This window comes from Pantoea stewartii, from assembly GCF_011044475.1.
Classification (GTDB): domain Bacteria; phylum Pseudomonadota; class Gammaproteobacteria; order Enterobacterales; family Enterobacteriaceae; genus Pantoea; species Pantoea stewartii.
The window spans coordinates 3462762-3489396 of record NZ_CP049115.1; the positions used below are offsets into that span (position 1 = coordinate 3462762).

General features: G+C 51.3%; 23 protein-coding genes and 2 pseudogenes. 6 read left to right on the forward strand and 19 right to left on the reverse strand.

Annotated features, from left to right (window positions below; genetic code table 11):
- Positions 1-5: 5 nt before the first annotated feature.
- From G5574_RS23740 to G5574_RS16405, 8 genes and pseudogenes are all read right to left on the reverse strand, one after another.
- Entirely contained in the window at positions 6-311 is a 306-nt protein-coding gene (locus G5574_RS23740) for a hypothetical protein (RefSeq protein ID WP_244964640.1), read from the reverse strand.
- A 12-nt stretch (positions 312-323) separates the two neighbouring features.
- A complete protein-coding gene (locus G5574_RS23745) occupies positions 324-530 on the reverse strand; it encodes a hypothetical protein (protein ID WP_244964641.1) in 207 nt (68 codons plus the stop codon).
- Positions 531-551: 21 nt separating this feature from the next.
- Complete coding sequence (locus G5574_RS16385; RefSeq protein ID WP_216850763.1) at positions 552-1766, reverse strand: ATP-grasp domain-containing protein; 1215 nt, start codon at positions 1764-1766, stop codon at positions 552-554.
- An 18-nt stretch (positions 1767-1784) separates the two neighbouring features.
- Positions 1785-2705, reverse strand: coding sequence for a DMT family transporter (locus G5574_RS16390; protein ID WP_164482906.1), 921 nt, complete (start codon positions 2703-2705; stop codon positions 1785-1787).
- 735 nt (positions 2706-3440) lie between these two features.
- Complete coding sequence (locus G5574_RS23750; RefSeq protein WP_309299385.1) at positions 3441-3701, reverse strand: LysE family transporter; 261 nt, start codon at positions 3699-3701, stop codon at positions 3441-3443.
- A 44-nt stretch (positions 3702-3745) separates the two neighbouring features.
- Positions 3746-3916 carry a hypothetical protein gene (locus tag G5574_RS23755; RefSeq protein ID WP_244964642.1) on the reverse strand — a complete coding sequence of 57 codons (171 nt, stop codon included), beginning with the start codon at positions 3914-3916 and terminating at the stop codon, positions 3746-3748.
- Positions 3917-3923: 7 nt separating this feature from the next.
- Complete coding sequence (locus tag G5574_RS16400; RefSeq protein ID WP_033740144.1) at positions 3924-4136, reverse strand: hypothetical protein; 213 nt, start codon at positions 4134-4136, stop codon at positions 3924-3926.
- 185 nt (positions 4137-4321) lie between these two features.
- Positions 4322-4749: pseudogene (locus G5574_RS16405) on the reverse strand (GNAT family N-acetyltransferase).
- 276 nt (positions 4750-5025) lie between these two features.
- Here G5574_RS16405 and G5574_RS16410 point away from each other — a divergent pair.
- Both G5574_RS16410 and G5574_RS16415 read left to right on the forward strand, forming a co-directional pair.
- Positions 5026-6168, forward strand: a complete 1143-nt coding sequence (locus G5574_RS16410) for an alpha/beta hydrolase-fold protein (RefSeq protein WP_164483251.1) — start codon at positions 5026-5028, stop codon at positions 6166-6168.
- Between the two features lie 616 nt (positions 6169-6784).
- Positions 6785-7465: an EAL domain-containing protein gene (locus G5574_RS16415; RefSeq protein ID WP_164482907.1), complete on the forward strand. Its 681-nt coding sequence runs from the start codon at positions 6785-6787 to the stop codon at positions 7463-7465.
- An 83-nt stretch (positions 7466-7548) separates the two neighbouring features.
- Here the strand turns inward: G5574_RS16415 and qhpR are convergent, their stop codons facing one another.
- Both qhpR and G5574_RS16425 read right to left on the reverse strand, forming a co-directional pair.
- Positions 7549-8616 (reverse strand): AraC-like transcriptional regulator QhpR, encoded by a 1068-nt coding sequence (gene qhpR, locus G5574_RS16420; RefSeq protein WP_033740338.1) that lies wholly within the window; start codon positions 8614-8616, stop codon positions 7549-7551.
- Between the two features lie 138 nt (positions 8617-8754).
- On the reverse strand, positions 8755-9759 hold the full coding sequence (locus tag G5574_RS16425; RefSeq protein ID WP_164482908.1) for a phosphotransferase enzyme family protein: 1005 nt from the start codon (positions 9757-9759) through the stop codon (positions 8755-8757).
- Positions 9760-10003: 244 nt separating this feature from the next.
- Here G5574_RS16425 and eat point away from each other — a divergent pair, with 244 nt between their 5' ends.
- The gene (gene eat / locus G5574_RS16430) at positions 10004-11368 is read left to right on the forward strand and encodes an ethanolamine permease (protein ID WP_033740149.1); all 1365 of its coding nucleotides are present in this window, start codon (positions 10004-10006) and stop codon (positions 11366-11368) included.
- 63 nt (positions 11369-11431) lie between these two features.
- Positions 11432-12772: an aspartate aminotransferase family protein gene (locus G5574_RS16435; protein ID WP_164482909.1), complete on the forward strand. Its 1341-nt coding sequence runs from the start codon at positions 11432-11434 to the stop codon at positions 12770-12772.
- A 163-nt stretch (positions 12773-12935) separates the two neighbouring features.
- Here the strand turns inward: G5574_RS16435 and G5574_RS16440 are convergent, their stop codons facing one another.
- From G5574_RS16440 to ssp4, 8 genes and pseudogenes are all read right to left on the reverse strand, one after another.
- Positions 12936-15443, reverse strand: a complete 2508-nt coding sequence (locus G5574_RS16440; protein WP_164482910.1) for a hypothetical protein — start codon at positions 15441-15443, stop codon at positions 12936-12938.
- Between the two features lie 30 nt (positions 15444-15473).
- The gene (bglB, locus tag G5574_RS16445; RefSeq protein ID WP_033740152.1) at positions 15474-16553 is read right to left on the reverse strand and encodes a beta-galactosidase BglB; all 1080 of its coding nucleotides are present in this window, start codon (positions 16551-16553) and stop codon (positions 15474-15476) included.
- Between the two features lie 344 nt (positions 16554-16897).
- Positions 16898-17659: a 2-dehydro-3-deoxy-D-gluconate 5-dehydrogenase KduD gene (gene kduD / locus G5574_RS16450; RefSeq protein ID WP_039338815.1), complete on the reverse strand. Its 762-nt coding sequence runs from the start codon at positions 17657-17659 to the stop codon at positions 16898-16900.
- 54 nt (positions 17660-17713) lie between these two features.
- Complete coding sequence (kduI, locus tag G5574_RS16455; RefSeq protein WP_033740156.1) at positions 17714-18550, reverse strand: 5-dehydro-4-deoxy-D-glucuronate isomerase; 837 nt, start codon at positions 18548-18550, stop codon at positions 17714-17716.
- Between the two features lie 478 nt (positions 18551-19028).
- Positions 19029-19625: a hypothetical protein gene (locus G5574_RS16460; protein ID WP_080752818.1), complete on the reverse strand. Its 597-nt coding sequence runs from the start codon at positions 19623-19625 to the stop codon at positions 19029-19031.
- A 15-nt stretch (positions 19626-19640) separates the two neighbouring features.
- Positions 19641-20021: pseudogene (locus G5574_RS24045) on the reverse strand (hypothetical protein); the annotation flags it as partial.
- A gap of 67 nt (positions 20022-20088) precedes the next feature.
- A complete protein-coding gene (locus G5574_RS16465) occupies positions 20089-20685 on the reverse strand; it encodes a hypothetical protein (protein WP_164482911.1) in 597 nt (198 codons plus the stop codon).
- A gap of 9 nt (positions 20686-20694) precedes the next feature.
- A complete protein-coding gene (gene ssp4, locus G5574_RS16470) occupies positions 20695-21654 on the reverse strand; it encodes an Ssp4 family T6SS effector (protein ID WP_164482912.1) in 960 nt (319 codons plus the stop codon).
- Positions 21655-22155: 501 nt separating this feature from the next.
- On the opposite strand from ssp4, the gene G5574_RS16475 reads away from it, so the two are divergent.
- Positions 22156-23892 carry an ABC transporter permease gene (locus tag G5574_RS16475; RefSeq protein ID WP_054688189.1) on the forward strand — a complete coding sequence of 579 codons (1737 nt, stop codon included), beginning with the start codon at positions 22156-22158 and terminating at the stop codon, positions 23890-23892.
- 10 nt (positions 23893-23902) lie between these two features.
- On the forward strand, positions 23903-25240 hold the full coding sequence (locus tag G5574_RS16480) for an ABC transporter ATP-binding protein (protein ID WP_164482913.1): 1338 nt from the start codon (positions 23903-23905) through the stop codon (positions 25238-25240).
- Between the two features lie 135 nt (positions 25241-25375).
- On the opposite strand, the gene G5574_RS16485 is transcribed toward G5574_RS16480, so the two are convergent.
- Positions 25376-26629, reverse strand: a complete 1254-nt coding sequence (locus tag G5574_RS16485) for an enolase C-terminal domain-like protein (protein WP_033740161.1) — start codon at positions 26627-26629, stop codon at positions 25376-25378.
- Positions 26630-26635: the final 6 nt, after the last annotated feature.

A 26635-nucleotide genomic window follows, 5' to 3' on the forward strand; every position in this document is an offset into this window, starting at 1 on the left:
TTCCATTAATGACGATGCCCATGAATGGTGAAACACATAGGAACCTCGCCAAAGTCCTCAATAATATGCAATCCATTTTCTTGAACTGCTTTCAATGTAGTAATGCAGCCGACCGTATTGTCATTAGCGCATTCAAGTGCAGCCTGTACATTACTATTTACCAGCTTTACATGCTCACTATATAGTGAAGCAAGGTGTGCTGGCGCTGGATGTGAGGAAATAGTTGATTCTTTTGTTAAAGATGTATTTTTATCCTTTACTGCAAGAACCATATTCCATGTTGGCATAATAAAACTGTCTTTGATTTCCATTTCTATTAAGTTTTAAAAAACGATATGATGTAAATCAGGGTAAACTGCACAACCCAAAAGAAGATCTTGCTTGTTTTTTTTTACCTCAACCAGGGCTTCCTCAAGAGTAGAGTAAAGTATAACCTCTCCATTGAAGTTATTATTTTTAAGCCATAAATAACCTGCTTTTTCACAATTTGTTCCAGCAGGACCTAAAGTATGAATCGTTCTACTTAACATTTTAATTTTCCATTTAATTAGTTATTGGTATACGACAGTAAGGTTTTTATCTAAATATTCATGAAATTCAACACAGTCTTGATGACTTTGATGTTGTGTAAGGATAAAGCCAGGGTAACCTGAGAAGTGAGGATATGGAAGGATTTTCGTTCCCGGTTCAATGAATTGAAATATCCTCTGAGTTTCTTCCATGTTGTTTGCTTCATTAATTCCTTTAATTTCCTTGAAGATACCATCTCCCTGAAGTGGGATTATATAATTTCCGGCGGTGTGTTTGCTTGTTATATTATCGGGCAAATCTGGTTTGGCTATATTTAAAGCCTGGCATATAACAAGTTGCAAGAAATTTATACCCGTACTGGCTTTAACTATAAAATGTGAAATGCCAGAACCGCCTATACGTGGGGCCACCTCAATAACATAAGGCTTCCTGTTGCTGTCAATACGTAATTCGACATGCGCTGGTCCTTCCGTAATACCCAAAGCTAGAACAACCCGTTTAACTTCATCACATATATCCAGATGTAATTTATTATCGATATTTGCTGGCGATATGTAGATTCCTTCCTCGAAATAAGGGCCTTTACAGTCACCTTTGTCTCCAACTGAAAGTACAGTTACAACACCTTGACTCGATAAGGTTTCAATAGCAAATTCAGGGCCATCGATGAAAGATTCAAGAATTACGCCACCTTTACCATATACAAACTTACCTAATTCCGTATGGTTGATTTCCCATACTTTTTTTACAGCTTTAACAAGACTTTCATAATCTTCAACACGGATAATACCTTGACTTGAAAATCCGTTAGTCGGTTTAACAACTAATGGAAATTCAAGGGCAGCTTCATTTGGTATTTCTTCTTCGCTCAGTTCAATGAAAGTAGGCGTATTTAGCCTATGCTCAAGCATTATGCGACGAGTTAAATTTTTATTTCTGCAGTTTTCAATTACACTTTCAGGTAAATAAGGTAGTTTTAATTTTTTTGCAACTTTTGATGCGAAGTTAAGAGCGGGCTCAAAGAGTGTCAATATGCCGTCAAAGGGATGATTCTTATATTGTTCCTCCATGATTTTTAAAGCTTCTGATTCATTGCTAAACAGAGGTAAAGGTACAGCATATTTTACAGCAGGAAGGGAAGGTGGAGCACATTCTTCTGAGTTGTAAAAAAAGTGATGTCGATCCCTAATTTTTCCGCCTCTTCGAAAACAAAAGGCAGTTTCCTGTTTTGACATATGATAGCTAAGTTCTTTCTAACATTTGACATCTTTCAAACCTTTTCTAAAAGGAGGGAAATTAATTAACATTACACCTAAAATCACTATGGACGTTCCAATTCCGACATTGGTAGTGATAATCTCGTCCATAAAGACATATCCGATGTAAAGCGCTATGACTGGAGATATAAACAAATGAGAGGTTGCTTTAGATATATGCCAGTGTTTCAAAAGTAATATATTAAGGGAGAACCCTAATACAGAACCAATTAAAGCAAGATAGAGGAGGGCATATAAACTTGTACTTGAAAAGGTTCTAACGCCACTTTCTAAAATTAGGCTGGCCGACAATAGTAATACGCCACCACAAAGCATCGATAATGATACAAAGTTTAGAAATGGTAACTCGCTAATGTGACGTTGGACTTTTAATGTTATTGCTGCTGAGCTTCCCATCGCAAATAGTATTGATACCATCGCAAGAATGCCAATGCTATTATTTTCAATATGTAATCTGTTGCTGAAAACTATTATTATGCCTATTACAGCACAAGCTACACCAAGTATTTGGCGGAATGAGGCTGGCTTACCACGTAAGAAATGATTCAATAACAAGGCATAAACACTAATACTTGAAGCTAGCACCGCAACCAAACCACTTGGGACATGTGATGAGGCCCAGTAAACTGTTCCAAAAGGTACCGCAAAATAAAATAACCCATTTGCGAGAGCGAGTTTTATTAAGTTTTTATTTAATTGAAATTGACGACGTAAAAACTGAAATAAAAAAATTATTGTTCCCGCAATCAGGAATCTCATACCTGCAGACCACAAAGGTAAGCTATTGTTTAGACCCGTTTTCTGAAGTGCCCACGTTGTTCCGCCTATTAAGCATAACGCAACGAAAGCTAGTACCGGAATGCTTGATTTTGAAAAAATACGACCTTGAAATGGCATTTACAGACTCCGTGCCTGAAAGAATTGATGCTTAGTTGGTAGTGAATCAATAAATTTCTCTCACTTATCCCTGCTTGTTCTTAACATATCAGACTGCTAAATGTGATGTAAATGATAAAAAAAGGTTAATTTACATTCGCACTAACATTCCTTGTTTTTTTAAAAAAGTAATATGAAAGCCTGTGTTCTATGAGAAAGTTGGTTGAAATTGCTGCGTCGCAGGAGGTCTGTAAAATGTTGTCAAATCAATATAACTTAATGATTTTAAATGTTTTTATCTTTGGGTTATGTAAGAAGGAGAGCTACTTCATCAGATAGTTTGTTTTATGACACAATGAATTATTGCGTCATTTATAAGTAACATCTTAAAAATTTCATTATAAAAATGGCTTAATAGTGACCAAGCTAAACTGCATTTATGGTTATCATGAATTTTCATTGATCTTTTTATGAATTTATTAAGTTATGCATTGCATCTACAGATGTATGTTCTTTTCCTTCATATTTAGTTAATTGTAAAAAATGATTGTATAGGGAGTTTATTTGTCCTTATGGTATTTATTGAGGTTATGTTAGACCTACATCTTTTGTATCTATGACACCAAAAACCCCACCGCCACCGACGCATAAAACCCCGTACAAATCACATCAAAACTGCGCCGCGCCCGATTGAGATACGTCTCCGCCGTTTGCGAAGCAAAATCCACGCATACAACCCAAATATCATCACGCCGGTTAGCGCGCAGATAGCAACCAGAACATAGCCCTGCCACTGTGGGGCCCGCGGGTCAGGCCTACGCTGGTGACGGTGAACCGGGTCAGGGCGGCTTTGGGATTCGTATGGTGCAATCCCAGCCCTTGCAGATAGTAGCCGCGTAAACGCGTGTGAGAACGGGCGGGACGTGCCGCCAGGTCGCCTGGGCGAAAGATGCTGCGCAGGGCTTTTGACGCCAGCCAGAGTAAACAGGCCGCGCCGGGTAGTTTTAGCCAGAAAATAAAACCGTGTTAGGAAACCAAACTGGCAGAGATGCCAAAGGCGTTCAGTAAGCCCCGGCACTGGGAACCTGAGATGACGCCGGTTGCCAGCACCAGCCCGGCCTGACGGCCGCAGTAGCGATGGGCAGATTGCCCGGTCCGGGCGAGGCGGTGCCAATGGTGTAAACCAGTGAGGTAGCTAAAAACTTAGCGGGGTTGCACAGGGGCAACCCCATTGAACCGCTAATGGCTCTGCTTACTCTCTTCGTCTTTATGCTTCTTCGCCAGGTAATGTCCTGCCGCGCAGCCCGCCACGGCACCGGCAACCGCATGGTGTTTAAGGTGCCCGGCTACGCCGCCGACCAGCGCGCCTTTCAGGCAGCCTTCTGCCTGTGCCTGAGAGGCAACCGACATTAACAGGCCAAGCGTGACCACAAAAAGGGGAAGTTTACGCATCGTTTCTTAATCCTTATCGGGAGTGCTGTGTTTACGCTGCGACAATAACCGTAATGAAGCATGAGTGGGCAAAAAAGTGCAGGGCTGTTGTACGACGGTTGTAAAAAAAGTGGATAGACCCGATGGCAAAGGTCTGGCACAACGTGTGCCTGCGATAACTGGGGTTTGCGCAGGCAACACCGGGTTCAGGGCTTGCGCATAATCCGTTGGCCATATTCGTCTGTGCCCGCCGCGCGCCAGCCGTGTTTTTCATAAAAGCGTTCAGCAGGGGAACCTGTGTCGGTGGTCAACATCATCGACCGGGCCTGTTGTTGTCTGAACCAGTCGTGATGTTTTCAAGCAGTTGGCTACCTATCCCGAGCCGCTGAAACGCGGGCTTGATAAACAGGCCACCGATTAACGGATCGGGCGCATAAATACCCAGCCCGTAACCGACATACTCGTCATCGACGTTGGCGATCCAGCCACCGCCCTGGCGGATATCGTCAAGCGCCTGCTCACGCTGCAGGTAGCGGATCTGGTGAGCATGCAGCCGGTTTTCCGTCACCGAGAAGCGGATTTCATACATCTCTTTCAGATGCCGATCGGCCAGTTTTTCGTAGGTAATATGCATAGTGCCTCGCAAATCATCATCGAACCGTTGATGTCATGACCTTACCGGTTTGCGCCTGAACAGCATCTCAACGCGCCGGAGCGATCGCGCGCCGATGAGGCTGACGGCAGGTTAACGCCATTCTTTGACGTTCATCACAGCCTGCGCTTTTTGCGACGCTATCACCTCGCTTCCCGGAGAAAAAATGTAATAAATACCGCGTGATCAATTCAATTATCGGGACGCAAAATGAAGAAAAAATTAACCTGTTTATCCCTGGTGGCCGGAAGCCTGCTGATGGGATATGGACCCGCACTGCTTGCCGCACCGTTACCGCAAACCCCGGATACCCACATCCCCGTGAGCCGCTATATCACCGCGCTGAATCCCGATCACTCCATTACCTTTCGCCTGTTTGCGCCCGCCGCAAAGCAGGTTGCTGTGGTCACGGGGGCCACGCCGCTGAGCCAGCAGTCCCATGATATGAAAAAGGACAGTGCCGGCATCTGGTCGTGGACCAGCGAGCCGCTGAAGCCCGATTTATATGAGTACTATTTTGATGTGGATGGTTTCCGCACGCCGGATACCGGCAGCCGCTTTACCAAACCGCAGCGCCAGGTGAACACCAGTATGATTCTGGTGCCGGGCAGCATTCTGGATGAGCGTAACGTGGCGCACGGCGATGTGCTGACGCTGACGTATCATTCCACCGCACTGAAATCCGAACGTCAGGTCTTTGTCTGGGCACCGCCGGGCTATAAGGCAGACGGTAAACCGTTACCGGTGCTCTACTTCTATCACGGTTTTGGCGATACCGGGCTGTCCGCCATCTCGCAGCTCCGCCTGCCGCAGATCATGGACAACCTGCTGGCCGAAGGCAAAATTACGCCGATGCTGGTTGTGGTGCCTGATACCGAAACGGACATCGTGCAGGCCATTCCTGAAAACTTTCCCCCAGCCGACCGTCGCAAAGACTTTTATCCCCTCAATGCCGCCGCCGCCGATAAGGAACTGATGCAGGACATTATCCCGCAGGTGGAAAAGCGCTTTACCGTCAGTCGCAAACCGGCAGACCGGGCGATAGCCGGACTGTCTCAGGGCGGCTATCAGGCGCTGGTGTCAGGCATGACGCACCTGAACGACTTTGGCTGGCTGGCCAGCTTTAGCGGCGTGACCACCAGTACGGTGCCGAATGAGGCTGTGACACGCCAGCTGAGTCAGGCGCAGGCGGTGAATAAGCAGCTGAAAAACATTACGCTGGCGGTGGGCGATAAAGACATCGTGACCGGCAAAGACATTGCCGGACTCAAAGCCGAGCTGGAAAAGCAGGGCGTAAAATTCCATTACACTCAATATCCGGGGTTGGGGCATGAGATGGATGTCTGGCGACCTGCGTATATCGAATTTGTGCAGCAGGTGTTTAAACCGCAGCAGCCATAGTCAGGCCCGATCCCTTCCTGTGACGGTGATTCAGGGCAGCATTTACGGAATCACCGTTATTCACAGCATTCTTCCCCGGCGACGCTAAACAACGTCGCTGAAATACCCTGCACATTCTTTAAAAAGCGTTTTTATTTATTTCTTCAGCTTGCCGTGTCAGGTAAGTAAAAAATCACTGCCCATGTCGATAGTAAATGCTGCAAACGCCGTATGGGAAAAACCTGCGTCAGCCATTTTTCAAAATGACCGGTATTGATGTATTTAAGTTACCCGTTAACCGGATGCGGCAATATTATCCTTTTTATTTTTCCTCACTGTCTCCATTTTTCACTGGTCTGTAATGCTTGATTCTTAGCACGCGAAGGATACAGGCGCGTTGAGCTGCGGGCAGGAAATCGGGTCAATACCTTATGCAGCAGGCGTTGTAAAAGGCTCCGCAACCCGGGCCAGCATAAAATAAAGATTTTAATTCCTGAAACCTTATTAAATAACAAGGGATTAACGATCAATCTTTTAATTTTGATAGGTTAAATCATAGCTTAACCCGATAAATAACATTTGATTGATAGTCTGTAGCGATCAATAATCAGGCTACTTCATCGCGTTGAATCAGAGCATGGGAATGGAAATCCACAATCTCGATAATAACAACCGTGCCTGGTGGTTCATTGCTGAACCTGTCGTTAACAACGCGTCGACATTAATTGCTGTAGAAGTTCTGACGCGATTCGCCGCACCGGGAACCCCCTGTTTTCATATTGCGAAATTAAATAAACAACAGAAAATAAAGCTGTTACGAGAACAACTTTCTTTAATCGATAAGAAGCGTCATTTTTTTGAAGAAAACCAGTTGCTGTGTTCTGTAAATGTCGATCTGGAAATGGCTTTTGCGCTGCTGGAAGAACGGGATATTGTTGAGCTCGCCACAGCGCACTCTTTTCTTCGCATTGAAGTCGCGGAACACTTTCCCGATCTTGCGCAGGGATTAAATAATCCCTTACTCCGGGAACTACATAATAAATACACGTTATGGCTGGATGATTTTGGCAGTGCGGCTTCCCACTTTCCCTGTTTACAGCGTGGAATGTATGAAGCCGTGAAAATGGATAAGCATTTTTTCTGGCGGCATCAAAACAGCCCCGTCTGGCAAGCCACGCTGGCGGAAATTAAACACTATTGTGAATTTATTATTGTAGAAGGCGTCGAAACGGCGCAACACTTCGAATTCGCCAGACCGCACGCTGCGGCATTTCAGGGCTATTTGTTTGAGGCGTTTTTATTCGATACGCTCACGTAACCGCTCAGCGATAATTCATACCGGGCTTTCTTTCTTCAGTAAGAAAGGCCCGCATAATGCGTTGGCCAGACAGCCTGATGCTGTCAAAGAAAAACCGTGCCCTGCGATTTACGGCAGTCGCGTGGGCTACAACCGAACCAGCGGCGAAAGGCGCGTGAGAAGGCGCTGACTTCAGAATAGCCCAACAGCAAGGCCATTTCAGAGACCGACAGATGGTGTTGTTTCAGGTAATGCGTCGCCATCTCTTTGCGGACGCTGTCGACCAGGGCGGAAAAACTGGTTTGCTCATCGCGCAGTCGCCGCTGTAACGACCAGGCAGACAGTCCCTGTTTTTCGGCGATAATGTCCAGTGAGGGTTCGCCATTGAGTAGCTGAAGGTGAATGTCGGTGCGGGTTTGATTAACGGTATCCTGAATGATGACGGGTGGGCTGAGCCGACGGATCGCATCCTGCATCACCAGCAGCAGCATGGGATCGTGATCCGGCATTTTGCGGCCCAGATCCGTTTTGGCGATGATCATCGAGTTAAAGGGCTGATCGAAATAGACCGGCGCATCAAAGACTTTACAGTGTTCGTGCCAGTGCTCAGGGCGCGGATGCTCGAAATGCACTTCACGCGGTGCCCAGTGGCGTCCTGCCGCGTGGCGAATCAGGTTAAGAAACATGCCTAACGTCAGTTCTGCATCCTGACGGCGCTGCAGAATCGCGCCGTGACGCACCTGATAATCCAGCTGCCAGCAGTCGCTGCGCTCCGTCAGACGAATACAGGTGTTGTGTTGATGGTAGGGAAAGGCATTGACCACGTTTTGCAGCGCCTGTTCCAGCGTGGCCGAGCACAGGCCAATATAGCCAATCAGGCCCAGAGACTGTGGCCGGAACTGATGACCATACTGTAAACCGAAGTTGTCCACGCCCGCCTGGCTGGCCGCTTCTTCCAGCACCCGACAGTAATTGACCAGGTCCAGGCTCAGCGTCGGGCAGGCGAGCGTATCCGGATCGATCCCGCTGATGCCGAAAATACGATCCACATCGCCACCCTGGGCGTTAATGAAATCACCCAGTCCCGTCGCGGCGGCCGACAGGACGCCACGGTGACTGCTACCCGCGCTGGACATGGCCGTTATGGCGGCCTCTGGAAATCTGCTGGTCATGATATTTTCCGCCTGCAACTGAACATCGTTAGCTTCTGCAAGAAACATACCAGCCGTCAGGCACCAGTTAACAGGCACTTAGCATCGCCCCCGTGAAGATTGCACCGCGATCTGTCATTCAGGCACCGCCAGAGTGCGCTAGACGCCAATCGGCAATCGGGCCCCTTCGAGATAGCGGTGGAACAGGCGTACCGTGTCGTTCGCCCAACCGTCGCCCAGGCTGCGCGCCATTTCTGTTTCGCGATGGGAAGCGACCCAGGCGGTCAGCTGAATGCGGCGCTGAATCAGCATGGACGGGATCATCGCCAGCTCTTCATCGCTAACGTGCGCCACCTGTTCGTAGCCGTTTAGCCAGTTTTCCACCCACTGTGGGGCGCTGGGATGGTGTTCGACAAAGCTGATCGCAGCGGCAAGATCGTGCAGATACCAGCCCATTCCGCAGTCATCAAAATCAATGACCCGCGTTTCGCCTTTGTGTACCAGCAGATTGGTCAGGCGCAGGTCGGCGTGAATCAGACCATAGCGGTCGGGCGACTGGCCAAACGCTGCCATCTCACGGCCGACATGCGACAGCGTTTCTTCGATCACGCCATGTTGTGATGGCGCTAAACCGGCCACATCGCGCCAGTCACCCCAGTGACCTGTGGGGGAAACCATCGTGTGATGATCCCAGACGATACGGCGAAAGGTTTGTGGCTTTTGCCAGCGCCGACTGTGGTGGTGGAGCTGCGCGGTGATACGGCCTAACTGGCGAAAGGCGGCCGGATCGACCGCATCGGTGAGCATATCGCCCTCGATCCAGTGAAACAGCACAGCATAGCGTTCACTGCCGTCCGGCAGCGGCAGCGTCTGAATGCGGTTATCGTGCCCGTCGCGCACCGCCACCGGCACGCAGATGTCTGCGGCCTGAAGCGCATCCAGCCAGTGCAGCTCGCTTTCAATATCCTGCTTAGCGTGGTAATCGCCGCGGTGAATACGTAACGCGTACCGGCCCTGCGGCGTGCTGACAGACAGGGTGGCGTTCTCGGAACGGCACAGAAGTTTGACCTCTGCATGCAAACAGGCCGGATACGCCTGCAACGCCTGGTGGGCAAGCTGAAGAATGCTGTCGTTCGTTAAGGTGTCATATTGCTTAATGCTCATGTCTGTCTCCCTTTCTCTGCGTGTGGAGGCAGCATGGCGCTGAACCGGCCTGGCGCGCTTGACCTGAGAGCAGGCAAAAATTGACTTCGGCAGAGGCGTCACAACCCGAGCCGGGTCAACTTGACCCCAGCCGACGTGTTTCTGTTTTCTGCGGTCAAGTTTTTCTGTTGCGGCTGTGTCCATCATCTACCCGTCAGCTTTTTAGGCATCGCCTTTTCACTTTACACAGACGGGGAACGCAGTGATGAAAGAGAAACTGAAACCCACCCTTGGTACCCTGCAACTCTGGGGCATCGCTGTGGGACTGGTTATATCGGGAGAATATTTCGGCTGGAGCTATGGCTGGGGAGCCGCGGGTACGCTGGGTTTTCTGGTCACGACGTTTTTTGTCGCCGCCATGTACACCTGTTTTATCTTCAGCTTTACCGAACTGACGACCGCCATTCCGCAGGCCGGAGGACCGTTTGCCTACAGTCGCCGTGCTTTCGGTGATACCGGCGGGCTGATTGCGGGCATTGCCACCTTAATCGAGTTTGTGTTTGCGCCCCCGGCCATTGCTATGGCGATAGGCGCCTACCTCAATGTGCAGTTTCCGGAAGTGAATCCTAAGCTCATTGCGGTCTGTGCCTACCTGATCTTTATGGGACTGAACATCATCGGCGTCAGCATTGCGGCAACCTTTGAGCTGCTGGTGACGCTGCTGGCGGTGATTGAACTGCTGGTGTTTATGGGCGTGGTCGCGCCGGGCTTCAGCCTGACGAATTTTGTCGCCCATGGCTGGGCAGGGCAGGATACGTTCTCTCTGGCCTCGGTATCCGGGATGTTTGCCGCCATTCCTTTTGCCATCTGGTTTTTCCTTGCCATTGAAGGCGTTGCCATGGCGGCCGAAGAGGCAAAAGACCCACGCCGGACCATTCCCCGCGCCTACATCAGCGGTATTTTAACGCTGGTGGTGCTGGCGATGGGTGTCATGGTGTTTGCCGGAGGGGCAGGTGACTGGCGTACGCTGTCAGGCATTAACGATCCGCTGCCGCAGGCCATGAAAATGCTGGTCGGTAACGATTCACGCTGGATGCACATGCTGGTGTGGATTGGCCTGTTCGGCCTGATTGCCAGTTTCCACGGCATTATCATGGGCTATTCGCGTCAGTTCTTTGCGCTGGCGCGGGAAGGTTATCTGCCGCCTTCACTGGCAAAACTGTCGCGCTTTAATACACCGCACCGGGCGATCCTGGCGGGCGGTGTGGTCGGCATTGTTGCCATTTTCTCTGATGGCATCAGCTTTCAGGGAATGAGTCTGACCGCCGCGATGATCACCATGTCGGTGTTTGGGGCGATCGTCATGTACATCATGAGTATGCTGAGCCTGTTTAAACTGCGTCGCACGGATCCGACACTGGCACGTAGCTACCGTGCACCGGGTTATCCGGTGATCCCCGCCATCGCCCTGTGTGGCTCGGTGATCTGCCTGATCGCGATGCTGTGGTTTAACCCGCAGATCGGCGCGCTGTTTGTGGGTTTTATGGTAGCGGGCTATCTCTACTTCCTGACCACGCACTCCCGCCGCGGTGCTGTCGCGCAGCGCTCTGTTGCCGCAGAAACCGATTAACGTTTATACCCGTCTGGCGGTGCGTAACGCGCCGTCGGGCAGCACAAAGACCAAGGAGTCACGATGACGGTACGTTCAACCATAATGGATACCAACAGCTTTCGTGCTGAAAACGCGGAAACGCTGGCACCGGACATTCGACAACTGACCGATAAGCGCAGTCAGGTACTGGGCGAGTCCTATCGGCTGTTTTACCGCAATCCGGTGCATCTGGTGCGCGGAAAGGGCCAGTATCTGTGGGATAAGGCGGGCAATCAGTATCTGGATATGTATAACAACGTTGCCAGTATTGGTCACTGTCATCCGGCGGTCGTGGATGCCGTACATAAACAGATGATGCAATTAAACACCCATACGCGCTATCTGCATGAATCGATCCTTGCGTACAGCGATCGCATTCTGGCCACGATGCCGGCCGAGATCGATCGGGCCATGTATATGTGTACCGGATCCGAGGCAAACGATCTGGCGATACGCATTGCCCAGTGCTGGAGCGGTGGTACGGGCATCATCGTGTCCAAAGAAGCCTATCACGGCACCAGTGCGCTTACCTCCGGCGTTTCGCCCGCGCTGGGCAGCGGTCAGCCGTTATCACCGCATACACGGCTGGTGGCCCCGCCTGACTTTTATCGCATTCAGACGGCGGATCAGGGTGCCTGGTTTGCGCAGGAAATTCAGAAGCAAATCGATGATATGGCTGCGCACGGCATTAAATTTGCGGGGTTCCTGGCCGACTCGATTTTCTCGTCAGACGGCGTTTTACCCGGTCAGCCCGGCTTTTTAAAACCGGCGATTGATGTGGTGCATCAGAATGGCGGCATTTTTATTGCCGATGAAGTGCAGCCTGGCTTTGCCCGCACCGGCGAGGCGTTCTGGGGCTTTGCCCGACACGGCGTGATTCCGGATGTCGTGACTACCGGCAAACCGATGGGGAACGGCATTCCGGTCTCGGGGCTGATGGCGAAAGCGCCAGTCATGGCGGCGTTTAGCGATGCGCTACCTTACTTTAATACCTTTGGTGGTAACCCGGTCTCCATGGCGGCGGCGCACGCGGTGATGGATGTCATTGAACAGGAAGCACTTCAGGCGCACAGCCTCAAAACCGGCGCTGCACTGCTGGCGGCGCTGCAATCCCTGCAGGCAACGTATCCGTGCATCGGTGAAGTCCGTGGGGCAGGGCTGTTTATCGGCTTTGAGCTGGTGAAGGACAGAGAAAGCAAAGCGCCTGACAAACGTCTGGCACTCGATCTGGTGGAGGCGTTACGTGAGGCCTTTGTACTGACCTCCGTTGCCGGGCCATACGGTAACGTGCTGAAAATCCGCCCACCGCTCTGTTTCCAGACGCACGATATCGACTGGGTGGTCAGTGCCATGGATCGCTGCCTGAGGAAATTACAGAGCTGAACGCCATCCCAAAAAACAGGGACCACGCAGACGGAACGCAACCTGTCAGCGGCATACAGGCCCATCCGTTTGCAGCGCCAGAGAAAAATCTTCTGGCGCTGAGCTTCCTGTCCTTTACGTGGCCGCGCAGGCCTGGCAGCCGCCGGGCCTGCGCATTCTCAGCTTAAGCGTGGGCGCCCGAAGGCAATTCCAGTTCATGGCTTTCCCCCGCAAGGGTCCAGCTGTCAGGATCCAGCAACCGGCCTTGGCCAAAGACACAACCATTCGGCTGGAAGAACACGTCGCCGTAAAGGGGATCGTTCACGCAAATCGTGCCGTCCTCACGCTTTTCGACACTAATCTGGGCGAAGCGCGAGTCAAATTCTTCCAACGTGCTGAGTTGCGGATCGTCATTCAGACGAATTAGCCAGCAGGTCTCTTTTCCCGCTAAGCGGGCTTCACAGTGCTGCGCGGGACCGCGGGTTGTCAGCCGGAAAGGCTGGTTGCCCGAAATCTGCACCATGCCGTTACCGCTGCGGAGCAAAATGCGTTGCTCACAGACGCGCATCTCATCGAAATAGCGCTGCGGCAGCCAGGCATGGGTAAAATCGGGCTGATCGTCATGAACGTTGAACATCACGATGGCCAGGCCACGATATTGCTGAACGCGCGGCAATGTGCCACATCCTCCCCAGTACGAAGGGCGACCAAAACCGCCGTGCAGCTTTTCGCCCGGATGATTGATCCAGATTTGTGCCTCAGGCACGTCGCCAATCCTTAAATGAATCGGGGTTTCCTGATAACCCCACTCGCCCCAGCGGTAACCGGCAAGCGAACCCATAGCCGCGTGGCGGGTTTTATAGTGATAAAGGCGGGCAATGCGGTTTTTCCCCTGAGCAAAATACCATTCCTGCGCGGTGTCACCCTGCCAGCAGGCGACCTTTGCCTGGCCGGGCGGAAGGGGTAATTTTTTCTGCTGCAACAGCAGGGCCAGCTGCGGCAGGGCATGGAAGCGGCAGCCGTAGTAACCTTTTCCCCACAGCAGGCGAGAGATCGCCGACAGCTCCAGCGAGCGGCCTGCGCACAGCGTGTGCTCATAGGAACGTCCCTGCGAGGCGGTCAGCATGCCCTGATGTGATGAGCGGGCGAGCTGCTCCAGCAGGCGCAATATGGCCCGCTGGCTGCGCGTCACGATGTCCGCATCTTCTGCCAGGGCGGCAAGGGCGCTCAGACCTTTCAGGTCTATCGGGAAGTACGGTGCTGAATTCCACTCGGCCATCTCGCACTGCTCGAAATGATCGAGCCAGGCCCGCACGCGCGCCAGACCGGCTGCGGCCTGCTCACGGCCCGTTCGCCCAGATCGGATAAACGTCGCGTCAGGAAAGGCGCTGCCTGCCAGGTATGCGGCGGTATGAAACAGAAGGGCATGATTTTCTGAGAAGTACCACTGCACGTCATTACCCGGTTCATCCATCCAGTAGCGGAAGCCTAAAATGGCCCGATCGATTTTTTCCCGTGTGGCGCTGGCCAGGCGATCGGCCCACTGGATCCGGCACCAGAGCAGCGGCACCAGGGTAAAGTCGGCGCAGTCGTGACAGGCTTCAACGGAAGGCAGAACGCCTTCCAGCATCGACTGGGTTTCCGCGTCATCCATCCCGCAGGCTAAGCGTGCCAGCGCTTTTACACTGCTGTACTCGCCGTGCAGCGCAACGTGCCTCAGGGCTTCTTCTGCCCTGGCTGCCAAAGTGTCAGGCACCTGCGCCTGGCGTTCAGCGTGGCAGATTTCGACGCCCAGCGTGCGGGTGATGTGGAAAGCGCCTTTTTTCAGGCTGACAGCAAAACGGCGAAAATCGGCGGGCAATGTGTCGCTCTCGGCGAGCGTGACGGCCCCTTCGCCTTTCTCCAGAACGGTACGAAGCCGCACCGGCTCATCCAGCGAAATAAAATCGCCGGAAACCAAAACGTTCAGGTCGAAAGTGTCTGTCGCAGGGGACGGGAAACACAGGCGAACCGGCCCCTGCGTATAAGTCGGTTGTTCAAATGCCATCCCTTCCAGCATCGACTCCATATGCCGTACCTGTTCTGCCTCCGCCGGCACCGCCAGCGCAACCTGAAGCGGATCCCCCTCGACGTAATCCAGCTGGAAAAAGAAGCGGACATCGCGTTCGGCCAGATCGTCAAACCAGATGCGAAGCGTATTTAACCCGGCCTGAAGGTTAAGCGTAAATTCAACCTGGCTTTCCAGGTTGCGCTGATAATCGGCCAGCCAGGCAACCTCCTCGCCGTTCAGGGTGACCAGTGCTGCGCCACAGGTGGTCAGGCGAAAACGACGGCTGCCGGGCGCGGCTGCGACCAGAGCGGTTTCGGCCTGTGCGCCAATGCGGGTGGCGCGAAACCAAAACCCCGACAAATCGACCCGATCGGACCCAAAAGGAAACCACCAGTTTGTCAGCGTACAGTCGCCAAACGGACAGGGTTTTTTGCCAGCGAACTGTTTTTGAAATTCAGTACGGCAGGGATAGGTATGCGGAATAAAGTTTTTATGTTTGCTCAGAAAGAAAAAAGGATCCATCTCGCCCGACATGGGAACATCGTCCACGTCATAGGGTTGTGAAGCCACTGCCGAGAGCTGCCAGTAGCGCACAGCATCTCGTTGTTGCAGCGGAAAGTGACAATAGGTTGTCTGCGTCATAATTCGATTCTCCTGGTGTCAGCGTTATTATTATTTTTGGGTGTGCCTTAACCCTTCGGTCAGGCATAAGATGGCCAGCGCCTGACCGTAGCCGGTCGGCTGAAGCGGAATGTCTTTATAAAATTGCAGGGTTCTTCCCATGCGGGTGCCATAAGACACATTGTGCACGGTGCCCTCGTCATCAATATTTCGCTGCACGGCTTCCAGCGCGCGCAACCCTGCCTGTAACCAACGGTCATCGCCATAGCCCAGACGCGCGCCTTTTAACAGCCCATAGCCAAACCCGGCCGTGGCCGAGATTTCTTCGTAGCTGTCGGGATGATCGAGTAGGGTGTGCCACGCGCCCTGCGGGGATTGCAGATCGATGAGGGTATTCACCTGCGTTTTCAGGCACGCCAACAGATAGTCACGTACGCCACCGCGAAGCGCGGTCAGTTCCAGAAACTCAATAATGCCAACGGTGATCCAGGCATTGCCGCGCGCCCAGCGGGCGTGAGCAAAATTATTCTTCTCGGCGAAGCTCCAGCCGTGAAACCATAAACCGGTTTGCGGATCGTTAAGATAGCGGGCATGCAGTAAAAACTGACGCACGGCTTCCTCCACCAGTTCCTGTCGCCCGGCGGCCATGCCGTAGTGGCCAAGAAACAGCACCACCATAAACAGCGTATCATCCCAGATTTCCATGGGATTAATGCCGTCGGACACGACGTGCTGAAACCCGTCCTCCGGCGTACGCGGCAGCGCGGTCATTACCCTGTTGGCCCAGTGATCCAGCACCGCTTGATACTGAGGATCACGATTGTGAGCCCACAGCAGCGACAGCGGCAGCATCGGTGCCGTGGTATTAATATTTAAGGGCGGCAGGCCTTTCTGAATATTATTCTGGAACCAGGTCTCAATAAGCTGGTAAATATCTTTGCGTTGCGTGAGTTCCCATAACCGGACGAGGCCAAATAATCCCACCCCCTGCGGCCATTCCCAGTTGGCGAAGGAAATATAATCTCCCGCGGTGCCATCAATATTGGGTTCGTTAAATCGTCCTTCGTCTTTTAGCTGTGTAAAGCCCGTCAGTAACAGATTGAGTTGATGCTCAATAGATTGCGTAGTCATTGTTATTCCTGTGTTTTATCATTATTCCATGGTGATTATTTTTCATGCCTGGCCCTCGCGGTTTACGCGATAATCGTCAGCTTCAAATGGCCGTGTTTAATGCTGCCCGCCCAAAAGGCGTAAACGTTTAAGGTAAAAAACAGCGTCCTCTTTTATTGATGCCATTATTACGTGGTGCGAACCTTACCCGTTTTTACGCGCGACGATTTAACACCGATATAAACTGTGTTGTTTAATCCTTGACATTTAAATAACGCGTAACAAGGGCCCGAATATAATTTCCGCGCTGAGTATCAGTGATGCGTAATAACACCGCCACACAGATGGCGATGAGCGTATGCTGGTTAACGTGCCAGCCAGCCGCCATCCACGGCCAGGGTATAACCATTGATATAGTCGGATGCTGGCGAGGCGAGAAACACCACTGGCCCCATGACATCGTCCGGCTGTCCCCAGCGCCCGGCCGGAATGCGATTCAGAATGTCAGCATTACGCTGCGCATCGGCCCGGAGTTGCTGCGTGTTATCGGTAGCCATATAGCCCGGTGCGATAGCATTCACGTTAATCCGGTATTTGGCCCACTCGTTTGCCAGTAACCGCGTGATGCCCATGACGCCGCTCTTTGATGCTGTATAGGACGGAACACGGATCCCACCCTGAAACGACAGCATTGAGGCAATATTGATGATTTTGCCGCCGCTGCCCTGTGCGATAAAGTGTCGGGCCACGGCCTGAGACATAAAGAACAGACTCTTAATATTCAGGTCCATCACATCATCCCAGTCTTGTTCACTGAAGTTGATGGCATCCTCACGGCGAATCAGTCCGGCGTTGTTGACCAGGATATCGATACGACCAAAGTGGGCAACCGCGCTGTCCAGCAAGGCAGGGATCGCGTCAATCTTGCGCAGGTCGGCTTTCAGGCTCAGGAAACGTCGCCCCAGTGCGGTAACACGCGCCTGGGTTTCATCGGGCTCAACCTGGTTAATGCCTACGATGTCGCAGCCTGCCTCCGCCAGACCTATCGCCATTCCCTGGCCCAGGCCGGTGTTGCAACCCGTGACCACCGCGACGTTACCGTGTAGAGAAAATGTGTTCAGTATCATAATGATTCCTTTCAGGCGTATCGCCTTGTGCTTACTGCATCATGCCGCCATGGGTTAGCGCAGATCGTTGACTGCGACGTGGTCCATGTCATCAAACACCTGATTTTCACCAACGGTGCCCCAGATAAAGCTGTAAGCACGCGTCCCCACACCTGAGTGAACAGACCAGCTGGGTGAGATCACCGCCTGTTCGTTATGGATCACGATATGACGCGTTTCCTGGGGTTCTCCCATCATATGGAACACGCAGGCGTCATCAGCTATAGCAAAGTAAAGGTAGACTTCCATGCGGCGCGCGTGGGTATGACAGGGCATGGTGTTCCAGAGATTGCCGGGTTCGAGCTGGGTCAGCCCCATGCTGAGCTGGCAGGTTTCCACTACCTCGGGGACAAGGTACTTATGGATAGTTCGGCGATTGCTGGACAGCGGATCGCCCAGCGTGACCGAGGCCGCATCCGCTGCCGTGACTTTACGAATGGGTAAGGTTTTATGGGCTGGCGCGCAGTTAAAATAAAACTTTGCAGGCTGGTGTGGATCCAGACTGGCGTACACGACCGTTTTGCTGCCTTTGCCGATATACAGCGCCTCGCGATGACCAATCTCATAGTCGTCGCCATCCACGGTAACTTTACCGGGACCGCCAATATTAATCATGCCCAGTTCACGGCGTTCCAGGAAGTCACTGACGCCCAGTTGCTTCGCCACCTCATTGTTAATCGCGACAGTCCGTGTGACAGGCATAATCCCGCCGACAATAATGCGATCGATATGGCTGTAAGTCAGAGTGTAATCATCCGGGACAAAGATTTTCTCGATTAAGAACTCATCGCGAAGGCCTTGTGTATCCAGCGTGTTGGCGTGCGCGCTGTGAATGCTTTGTCTGATATCCACGTTTATCTCCCGTTAAATAGAATAGTAAATGCAATACGTAATAAATGGCTTATTGATTCCAGTTGCACGCATCCTATTCGGCACACCAATGACTTTCAATTAAAAATGAAACGTTGTTTTGATTTTTTATTTTAAAGGGTGAGGTATGTCTGATTTTTATGCGAGTCCGGGCTTGTATGAGCAACATTAATTACGAGTTCTGTTACAAAAAAAAGGCCTGTTGCGATGAGTTGTATAAAACAGGCTTGAGAATTTCTGTCTGATGTAAAATGGGCATTATCGTTAAAAGCGTGTGCGAAAGGATTTAGTGGCTCAATTAAATAAAACAAATAACTTTCTTTATCTTCTACAAGGAAACGTCATTCAAACGATGTGGATGTGACAGTTTTGTCAGAACCGTCTGGATAATCGCTGTGGGAAATTCTGTAAGATGATAAAACCCATGGTTACCACGGGTTTTTATTGAGGTTTTAAAAGACTATTTTGAATGCGTTTTATTTCTGAGCTTGAGTTGCTTTCGCCAGACGCGGTTGTGCAAATAAAACGCATTACTTTTGAAAAAAAGATGACTGTTAAGGCACGATAACGCAACAAGAACAAATACCATGCCGATACAGGATGAAATTAAAGTAAAGGTTGTAAAAGAACCGCCGAATAGCGCGGAAATTAGCGTTTTTAAGAAATAGATTGCCACTACCGCTAATGTGAAATATATGAGGTTAATGTATGTTTTTAGGGCGGTATGGTTTCCACGAGCGATTAATGTTAATGAGGGGAACATGACTAAGCAATAGATAAAACCAGTAACAATGACGCCTCCTGACAACGCTTTATCAGGCCATGCCATAAGAGAAAAAACAGTTTCCCATATAGAGGTTTGAGGGACAGTAAAAGCCAGAAGAGAGAGAACAAAACTGATCAGCAATGGGATGCCCATAGTATGCCATCCTATAGGCGAGACCATCAAATCCTTCATGTTATCTTTGAGCTGTTCGAGTTCATCGGCGTCATCCGTAGACATTTTTTCATTAACCATTTTACTAAGTTCAAGCGTTCTTTTAAGTTGCATTAGCATGATTTAATTAACTAATTAATTTACTGAAAAAGACTGAACGACCTCAGTCAAATACTTCCCGGACTGCGGGATAGTGTGAGGGTTCCTTATTGTACCTGTAAGCGCACTCCCCATAAACGCAGAGCTGTTAACAAAGGCTGTGGCCAACTCCCGCTGAAGTGATTTTTGCAAGGCATCAGAAGGATATCGTTTAGGATAATTCCCTGCTTTTATAGCCGCTTTAATACCGCCGTTTGAGATGCCAGGATTTTGTTGCCGTATTGTTTCCTCAGTAATACGTCTGCGTTCAGCTCTACTTAGTGTTTTAAGCCAGTTAATCAGGTTTTCAGAAGACGTCGTTGCCTTCAGAACCTTATGCGTTTTATCAACGCTTTTTAAACCTGCTCCTGAACCAGATGATATCAAGTGCGGCGATTGTAGTGGTGCACCGACCTTATGAGCCGAACCAGGCCACTTTTTTAGTCTATTTAAAAGAGGTTGTTTTCCTTTTTAGTTCCAGTTGCTTTCGCCAGGCCCGATTATGAAGCATAAAAGCGCAGGACTTATAAAACATTTGACTGTTAAGGCACTTGAGAGCGGTCAGACTTAACGCAGTGCTTAATAATGCACCTGCAAAAGATAGCGAATAATTATTATTGCCACTCATTGATGAAACCATGGTGAGAAAGAGAAACACTAAAGCAGTCATTAATACCAAAAACAGGATGGAAATATAAGCTCTTAGTGCCAAATATATTCCGCGTGAAACCAGCATCATTGTTGTAAACAAGACCAGGACATAGATAAATGCTGCGGCAATTATACCGATAAAGACAGCGTGTTTTTGCCACCCCATCAGGTCATAGATGAATAACCATAATGAAAACTGAGGCAGGGAGAAGCTGATCAACGTCAGCACCATACTGATGACTAAGGGGGTGCCAAAAGTATGTAATCCGATTGGCATACCCATTTTTTCTTTCATGTCATCTTTAATATGCTCCAGCTCATCAACGCCACTAATATTTATTTCTTTGTTCGTTTTTTCGCTGAGCTTGATTGTTTTATTAATGTATTTCATTTTGACAACTTATGTAGAGGGAAGTGACTGAATGACGCCGATGATATACTTCCCGGACTGGACAATGTTTTGCGGGTTTTTTAGCGTGCCTGTCAATGCGCTTCCAGCAAACGCCGATGAATTCACCAGTGCAGACGTTAATTCACGCTGAAGAGATTTTTGTATAGCCTCGGCCGGATAACGTTTAGGGTACACACCTGCTTTCATGGCTGCCCTGATACTGCCATTTGAAATTCCGGGGTTTTGCGCGCGGATGATTTCCTCTGTAATTCTTTTTCGCTCAGCGCGACTTAACGTTTTAAGCCAGTTGATAGCCTTTGCAGAAGAGGACGCTTTCATCACCTTATACGTTTCGATCGCGCTTTTTAGACCGGCACCCGCTCCGGCAAGCGATATAACATCCAGCGCGGTCGTTGTTGCAACATACCATGACTGTGAATCAATCCACGCGATATAGTCTTCCTGACCTTCGTAGATAGCATATAATCGCGCGCTACCGATGGCGCACTGCATACCTGTCGCTAAACCCCCTGCGATAATCATGCCTGCTACAATACCCGATGCTCCTGCTGTCAAAGGTACGGCAACGGCATAACCTATCGCAAGAAATCCCGTAATAATTAAAGCACCACATGAAAATATCGTCGATGTCATCTCGCCAGCCAGCGAAGGCTTACTAAGTGTTTCCGTCAGCGCCTTAGTGGCAACCTGAGGATTTATAGCATTGACCTTCGTTATTACTACATGGCTAACACGACTTTTGCTGGCTTGCGCGTCATAACGCGAAGGCCGGACCAGCCATTGCTGTGGGCCGTCAGAATAGATGATACCGACCTGGCTAAAGTCCCGCAGGCAATCCAGACGATTCGCCAGTGCGTTAAAATCAATGTCATCAGCTGACACCAGCCCCATCCGTCGGCCCACGCCGTAATCCGGAAGAGAATTTGAATACGGTTGTGGTAAGGCCATTCGATCACTCCCTGATAATGAAAGGCAGGTTAGTGCCGTTAAAGAGTAAAGCGCAGCGAAAGGTGAGAGATTAAGAACAGTCTTAATAATCGATTCGTTAAGTAAATGGATTATCAAGACAGAGATGGCTTGCTGCCAGAACCTGTCGCATGCGCCTGTACAAAAAATATTAAAAAGGTTTATATTTTAAACCCTCAGTCTCAGCAACCACTGGCATCAAAAAACAGAGCAAACTGTGATTATGTCGTGGGTTTTACGCGCCGAGGATGCCTTTGTCGCGTAAGGCATGGGCGTAAATTGTTGGGGCCTTTGCCACATCATTCAGTCTGTTTGTATTAAGAAAAGGACAGCATTGCGCGTGCCAGCAAAAACCGGGACTGGGCTTTCATAAAAAATTAATAAAAACCCCGCTATCAGGTGAGCATACGTTTAATAATCCTGACTGATAATCCCTCACCTCAAATACTTCAGTCGCTCCGTGATGAAAAGAAGAGAGGGCTCATGAACTTCCGATTCACCATGCTGGCGGCTAACAGACGGTTGCTGCCAAACGTCTGGGATGCCGTGGCATTTCCCCTGATTATTTGCCTGATTGCAATGGTGGCGGTGGGCTTTCATCAAACGCTGATGCCGATTGACAGCCTGAAAACCCAGGCCATCTCCCTTGATCCGACTAATCTGCCGGAATATGCCATGCGCACCACGCTGCGGATGTTGGTGGCGATGCTGGCTTCACTGGTGTTCAGCCTGATCTACGGCACGCTGGCGGCCAAAAGTCGCCGGGCAGAAAAGGTGTTAGTGCCCATTCTGGATATCCTGCAGTCCGTGCCGGTGCTGGGTTATATCTCTTTTACCGTGACCTTTTTTATTGCCCTGTTTCCCGGGCAGGTGCTGGGTGTAGAACTGGCGGCGATATTTGCCCTGTTTACCAGTCAGGCCTGGAACATGACCTTTAGCTTTTACCAGTCGCTACGTACCGTACCGGCCGATTTGGTGGAAGTCTCACGTGGCTTTCATCTGACCGGCTGGCAACGTTTCTGGAAGCTGGATGCGCCTTTCGCCGTGCCGGGACTGGTGTGGAATATGATGATGTCGATGTCGGGGGGCTGGTTCTTTATTGTCGCCTCAGAGGCGATCACGGTGGGTAACAACACCTTTACCTTACCCGGCGTGGGCGGCTATCTGGCACAGGCGATTCTGCATAAAGATATCCATGCGGTGGGCTGGGTGCTGCTTACCATGGTGATCGTGATTCTGGCTTATGATCAGCTGTTGTTCAGGCCGCTGGTGGCCTGGGCGGATAAGTTCCGCATGGAAAACACACGTTCGGGGAGTGCGCCGACCTCATGGGTGCGTGATCTGATGCGCCGTACGCGCCTGATTCACCAGATCTTTACGCCGCTGCGCCTGCTGCTGTCTGCGCTGGCGCGTATCTCGTGGCGCTGGCCTGCCTCCAGGTCGGTCCGGGCCGAAAGCAGCACGGAATCCCGCTCGCGTCTGGGTGACTTTATCTGGGGCGCCTTCGTCATTTTACTGACCCTGTATGTGGTCTGGCGGGTTATTACCTATGTGCAAATCGGTGTCACGCTGGCGGACGTGAAACATGTCTTCGGCCTGGGGCTGATTACACTTCTGCGCGTCACCGTGTTGATTCTGATTTCATCGCTGATTTGGGTGCCGCTGGGCGTGATGATTGGCCTGCGTCCTGCACTGGCCGGAAAAATTCAGCCGGTTGCCCAGTTCCTGGCGGCGTTCCCGGCCAACCTGATGTTTCCGGTGTTCGTCATTATGATTGTGCACTTCAGGCTGAATCCGGATATCTGGCTGTCTCCGCTTATTGTGCTTGGTACGCAGTGGTACATCCTGTTTAACGTCGTGGCGGGCACCACCGCCTTTCCCAATGATTACAAAGAGGCTGCCGCAAACTTTCATATTCGCGGCTGGCAGTGGTGGCGTCAGGTGATGCTGCCCGGCATTTTCCCCTACTACATTACCGGTGCCATTACCGCTTCCGGCGGAGCCTGGAACGCCAGCATCGTGTCCGAATTTGTACAATGGGGAAATACGCAGGTCACCGCCCACGGCCTGGGGGCGTATATCGCGCAAACCACGGCCGCTGGGGACTTCCCGAGGATTATTCTTGGTATCGCCGTGATGTCGTTGTTTGTCACCTTGTTCAACCGTCTGCTGTGGCGGCCGCTGTACGTCTACGCTGAATCAAAATTCCGTGCTAATTAAGGGACCCGAGATGTTAAACAATCAACCCACACACCATGCAGACGTGTCGACCAAAAAAACGGACGGTCGCCAGGCGGTCCTGACGGTAAAAGACATTAAGCACGGTTACGATAAAGCGCACGGTGAAGTGCTGATTCTGGATGACGTCAATCTGACTCTGCATGAAGGCGAGATAGTGGGGCTGCTGGGCCGCTCTGGTTCGGGAAAATCGACACTGCTGCGCATTATTTCTGGTCTGATTACGCCCGGCTCGGGTTCCGTTGACTACCTGGGCGCACCGCTGAACGGCCCCGCCAAAGGCGTGGCGATGGTGTTCCAGACCTTTGCGCTGTTTCCCTGGTTAACGGTGCTACAGAACGTAGAAGCCGGGCTTGAAGCGCTGGGCGTGGAAAAAGCGGAACGCAGAAAGCGTGCGCTGGCGGCCATTGACCTTATCGGCCTGGACGGTTTCGAAAACGCCTATCCGCGTGAATTATCGGGCGGCATGCGTCAGCGTGTGGGCTTTGCACGCGCTCTGGTCGTCGATCCCACCTTATTGTTAATGGATGAGCCGTTTTCCGCGCTGGATGTGTTAACCGCCGAAACGCTGCGTACCGATTTACTCGATCTGTGGAATGAGGGACAGATGCCGATGAAATCGGTGCTTATCGTCACCCACAATATCGAAGAAGCCGTCTTTATGTGTGACCGCATTCTGGTGCTGTCCTCTAACCCCGGGCGCGTAGTGGCAGAAATCAAAGTGCCCTTTGGCCATCCGCGTAACCGGTTGGATCCGGCTTTTCGTCGGCTGGTCGATGATGTTTATACCCAAATGACCGCACGGCCTACCAGCGATAATGTGAAAAAGAGCCTCAGACTGGGAACGCGGCTGCCGCATGTGTCAACCAACCTGATGGCCGGGTTGATCGAAACCCTGGCAGCAGCACCGTACCACGGCCGCGCCGACATGCCAGAGGTGGCCCGTTCGCTGCATCTGGAAGTCGATGAACTGTTCCCGATAGCCGAAGTGCTTCAGTCGCTGGGCTTTGCGGACGTGCGGGAAGGGGACATCTTCCTGACGCCGCCCGCCCGGGTGTTTGCCGAGTCAGACACGCAGCAGCGTAAGGTGATGTTTGCCGATCATCTGCTGCGTTACGTGCCGCTGGCCGCCCTGATCAAAACGGTACTGGATGAGCGTCCGGGACATCGTGCACCGCGCGTGCGTTTTGAACAGGAACTGGAAGATTCGCTTTCCGACAGTGCGGCTAAAGAGACGCTGGATAGTGTGATTAACTGGGGCCGTTATGCGGAGATCTTCTCTTATAACGACCAGACCGAGTACTTTAGCCTGGAAGACGTCGAATTCTGATTGGGGTGGATGAACCGGTAGCGACTCAGGGTCACTGACCCGGTCCCTGGTCTGAACGCGAGTACGTTTCGTTTACAGGACCGGGAAGAATAAAGCAAAGGCACCCTGTTGCGCCTTTGCTTCCCGTTAACGGATTCAGGGACGCCAGACCGTGCCATCGGGCGTACGGGCCATCGTCCAGGTGGGGTTACCGCCTTCGCAGGGGAATTTCGCCGCCAGCGTTTCATTAATGTCGATACCCAATCCCGGCCTGTCATTAACGTACGCATAGCCTTGCTCGACGTCCGGGCAGCCGGGAAACACTTCACGCAGGGCATCGTTCATCGGCGTGTATTCCTGAACGCCAAAATTTGGTGAGCTCAGGTCCAGATGCATATTCGCACACACGCCGACCGGTGAAATATCGCCGGGGCTGTGCCAGGCCGTGCGGACACCGTTTAATTCACTGTAAACAGCAATTTTCTTCGCCGGCGTAATTCCGCCAATGGAACTGATATGGCAGCGAATATAGTCAATCAGCTTATTGTCGATCAGCGGCTTCCATTCGTTCACATTCACGAACAGCTCGCCCATTGAGATGGGCGTAGAGGACTGCTGGCGCAGCATCTTCAGCCACTCCGTGTTCTCTGGCGCAACCGGATCTTCCAGGAAAAACAGCTGGTACGGCTCCAGGGCTTTAGCCATATGAATGGCGTTAATCGGTGTAATGCGCTCATGCGCATCGTGCAGAAGCTCTACGCCAAAACCCAGCTTGTTGCGCAGATGATCAAACAGGCGTGGAATGCTTTTCGCATAGGCTTCCGGATCAAAGTACATGCCCGCTGTTTTGCTGCGCGGTGAACGCTTAGGCTGGATATTTTTCGCTTTGACCATGCGGTTCGCGATGAGCCTGAGATCGTCGGTTCCGGCACCGCCATACATGCCCATCTGGCAGCGGATATACTGATAACCTTCCTCCATTTTGGCGCGGGCACTGTCTTCCACTTCGACTTCGTCTGCGCCATCGGTGTGCACATAGAGCGCAATGCCATCGCGACACTTGCCGCCCAGCAGCTCATAAACCGGCAATCCGGCCAGTTTGCCTTTAATGTCCCACAGCGCCATATCGACACCGGACAGGGCGTTATTCATGACCGGACCATTGCGCCAGTAGCCACTGACGGCGGCAGACTGCCAGATATCTTCGATTCTTGCCGGATCCTTGCCCGTCAGAAAAGGCGCCAGGTAATCATCAATGGCGCTTTGTACCGCATAGATGCGTTGGGTAAAGGTGGCGCAGCCCAGGCCATACAGACCCGGCTCGTTGGTTTCGATTTTAACCACGACCAGATCGATGCCGCCGGGCGCAGTCAGAATGGTTTTAACATTCGTGATGGACAGATTACTCACAATCGC

Excerpts from the sequence above, each read along its gene's own strand:
- G5574_RS16435 (WP_164482909.1), top strand. The coding sequence starts at position 11,432 with ATGACGGTACGTTCAACCATAATGGATACCAACAGCTTTCGTGCTGAA.
- G5574_RS16410 (WP_164483251.1), top strand. The coding sequence starts at position 5,026 with ATGGGATATGGACCCGCACTGCTTGCCGCACCGTTACCGCAAACCCCG.
- ssp4 (WP_164482912.1), bottom strand. The coding sequence starts at position 21,654 with ATGGCCTTACCACAACCGTATTCAAATTCTCTTCCGGATTACGGCGTG.
- kduD (WP_039338815.1), bottom strand. The coding sequence starts at position 17,659 with ATGATACTGAACACATTTTCTCTACACGGTAACGTCGCGGTGGTCACG.
- G5574_RS16385 (WP_216850763.1), bottom strand. The coding sequence starts at position 1,766 with ATGTCAAAACAGGAAACTGCCTTTTGTTTTCGAAGAGGCGGAAAAATT.
- G5574_RS23745 (WP_244964641.1), bottom strand. The coding sequence starts at position 530 with ATGTTAAGTAGAACGATTCATACTTTAGGTCCTGCTGGAACAAATTGT.
- bglB (WP_033740152.1), bottom strand. The coding sequence starts at position 16,553 with ATGACTACGCAATCTATTGAGCATCAACTCAATCTGTTACTGACGGGC.
- G5574_RS16460 (WP_080752818.1), bottom strand. The coding sequence starts at position 19,625 with ATGCTAATGCAACTTAAAAGAACGCTTGAACTTAGTAAAATGGTTAAT.
- G5574_RS16440 (WP_164482910.1), bottom strand. The coding sequence starts at position 15,443 with ATGACGCAGACAACCTATTGTCACTTTCCGCTGCAACAACGAGATGCT.
- G5574_RS23755 (WP_244964642.1), bottom strand. The coding sequence starts at position 3,916 with ATGGGGTTGCCCCTGTGCAACCCCGCTAAGTTTTTAGCTACCTCACTG.
- G5574_RS16465 (WP_164482911.1), bottom strand. The coding sequence starts at position 20,685 with ATGAAATACATTAATAAAACAATCAAGCTCAGCGAAAAAACGAACAAA.
- G5574_RS16425 (WP_164482908.1), bottom strand. The coding sequence starts at position 9,759 with ATGAGCATTAAGCAATATGACACCTTAACGAACGACAGCATTCTTCAG.
- eat (WP_033740149.1), top strand. The coding sequence starts at position 10,004 with ATGAAAGAGAAACTGAAACCCACCCTTGGTACCCTGCAACTCTGGGGC.
- G5574_RS16480 (WP_164482913.1), top strand. The coding sequence starts at position 23,903 with ATGTTAAACAATCAACCCACACACCATGCAGACGTGTCGACCAAAAAA.
- G5574_RS16415 (WP_164482907.1), top strand. The coding sequence starts at position 6,785 with ATGGGAATGGAAATCCACAATCTCGATAATAACAACCGTGCCTGGTGG.
- G5574_RS23740 (WP_244964640.1), bottom strand. The coding sequence starts at position 311 with ATGGAAATCAAAGACAGTTTTATTATGCCAACATGGAATATGGTTCTT.
- G5574_RS16475 (WP_054688189.1), top strand. The coding sequence starts at position 22,156 with ATGAACTTCCGATTCACCATGCTGGCGGCTAACAGACGGTTGCTGCCA.
- G5574_RS16390 (WP_164482906.1), bottom strand. The coding sequence starts at position 2,705 with ATGCCATTTCAAGGTCGTATTTTTTCAAAATCAAGCATTCCGGTACTA.
- qhpR (WP_033740338.1), bottom strand. The coding sequence starts at position 8,616 with ATGACCAGCAGATTTCCAGAGGCCGCCATAACGGCCATGTCCAGCGCG.
- G5574_RS16400 (WP_033740144.1), bottom strand. The coding sequence starts at position 4,136 with ATGCGTAAACTTCCCCTTTTTGTGGTCACGCTTGGCCTGTTAATGTCG.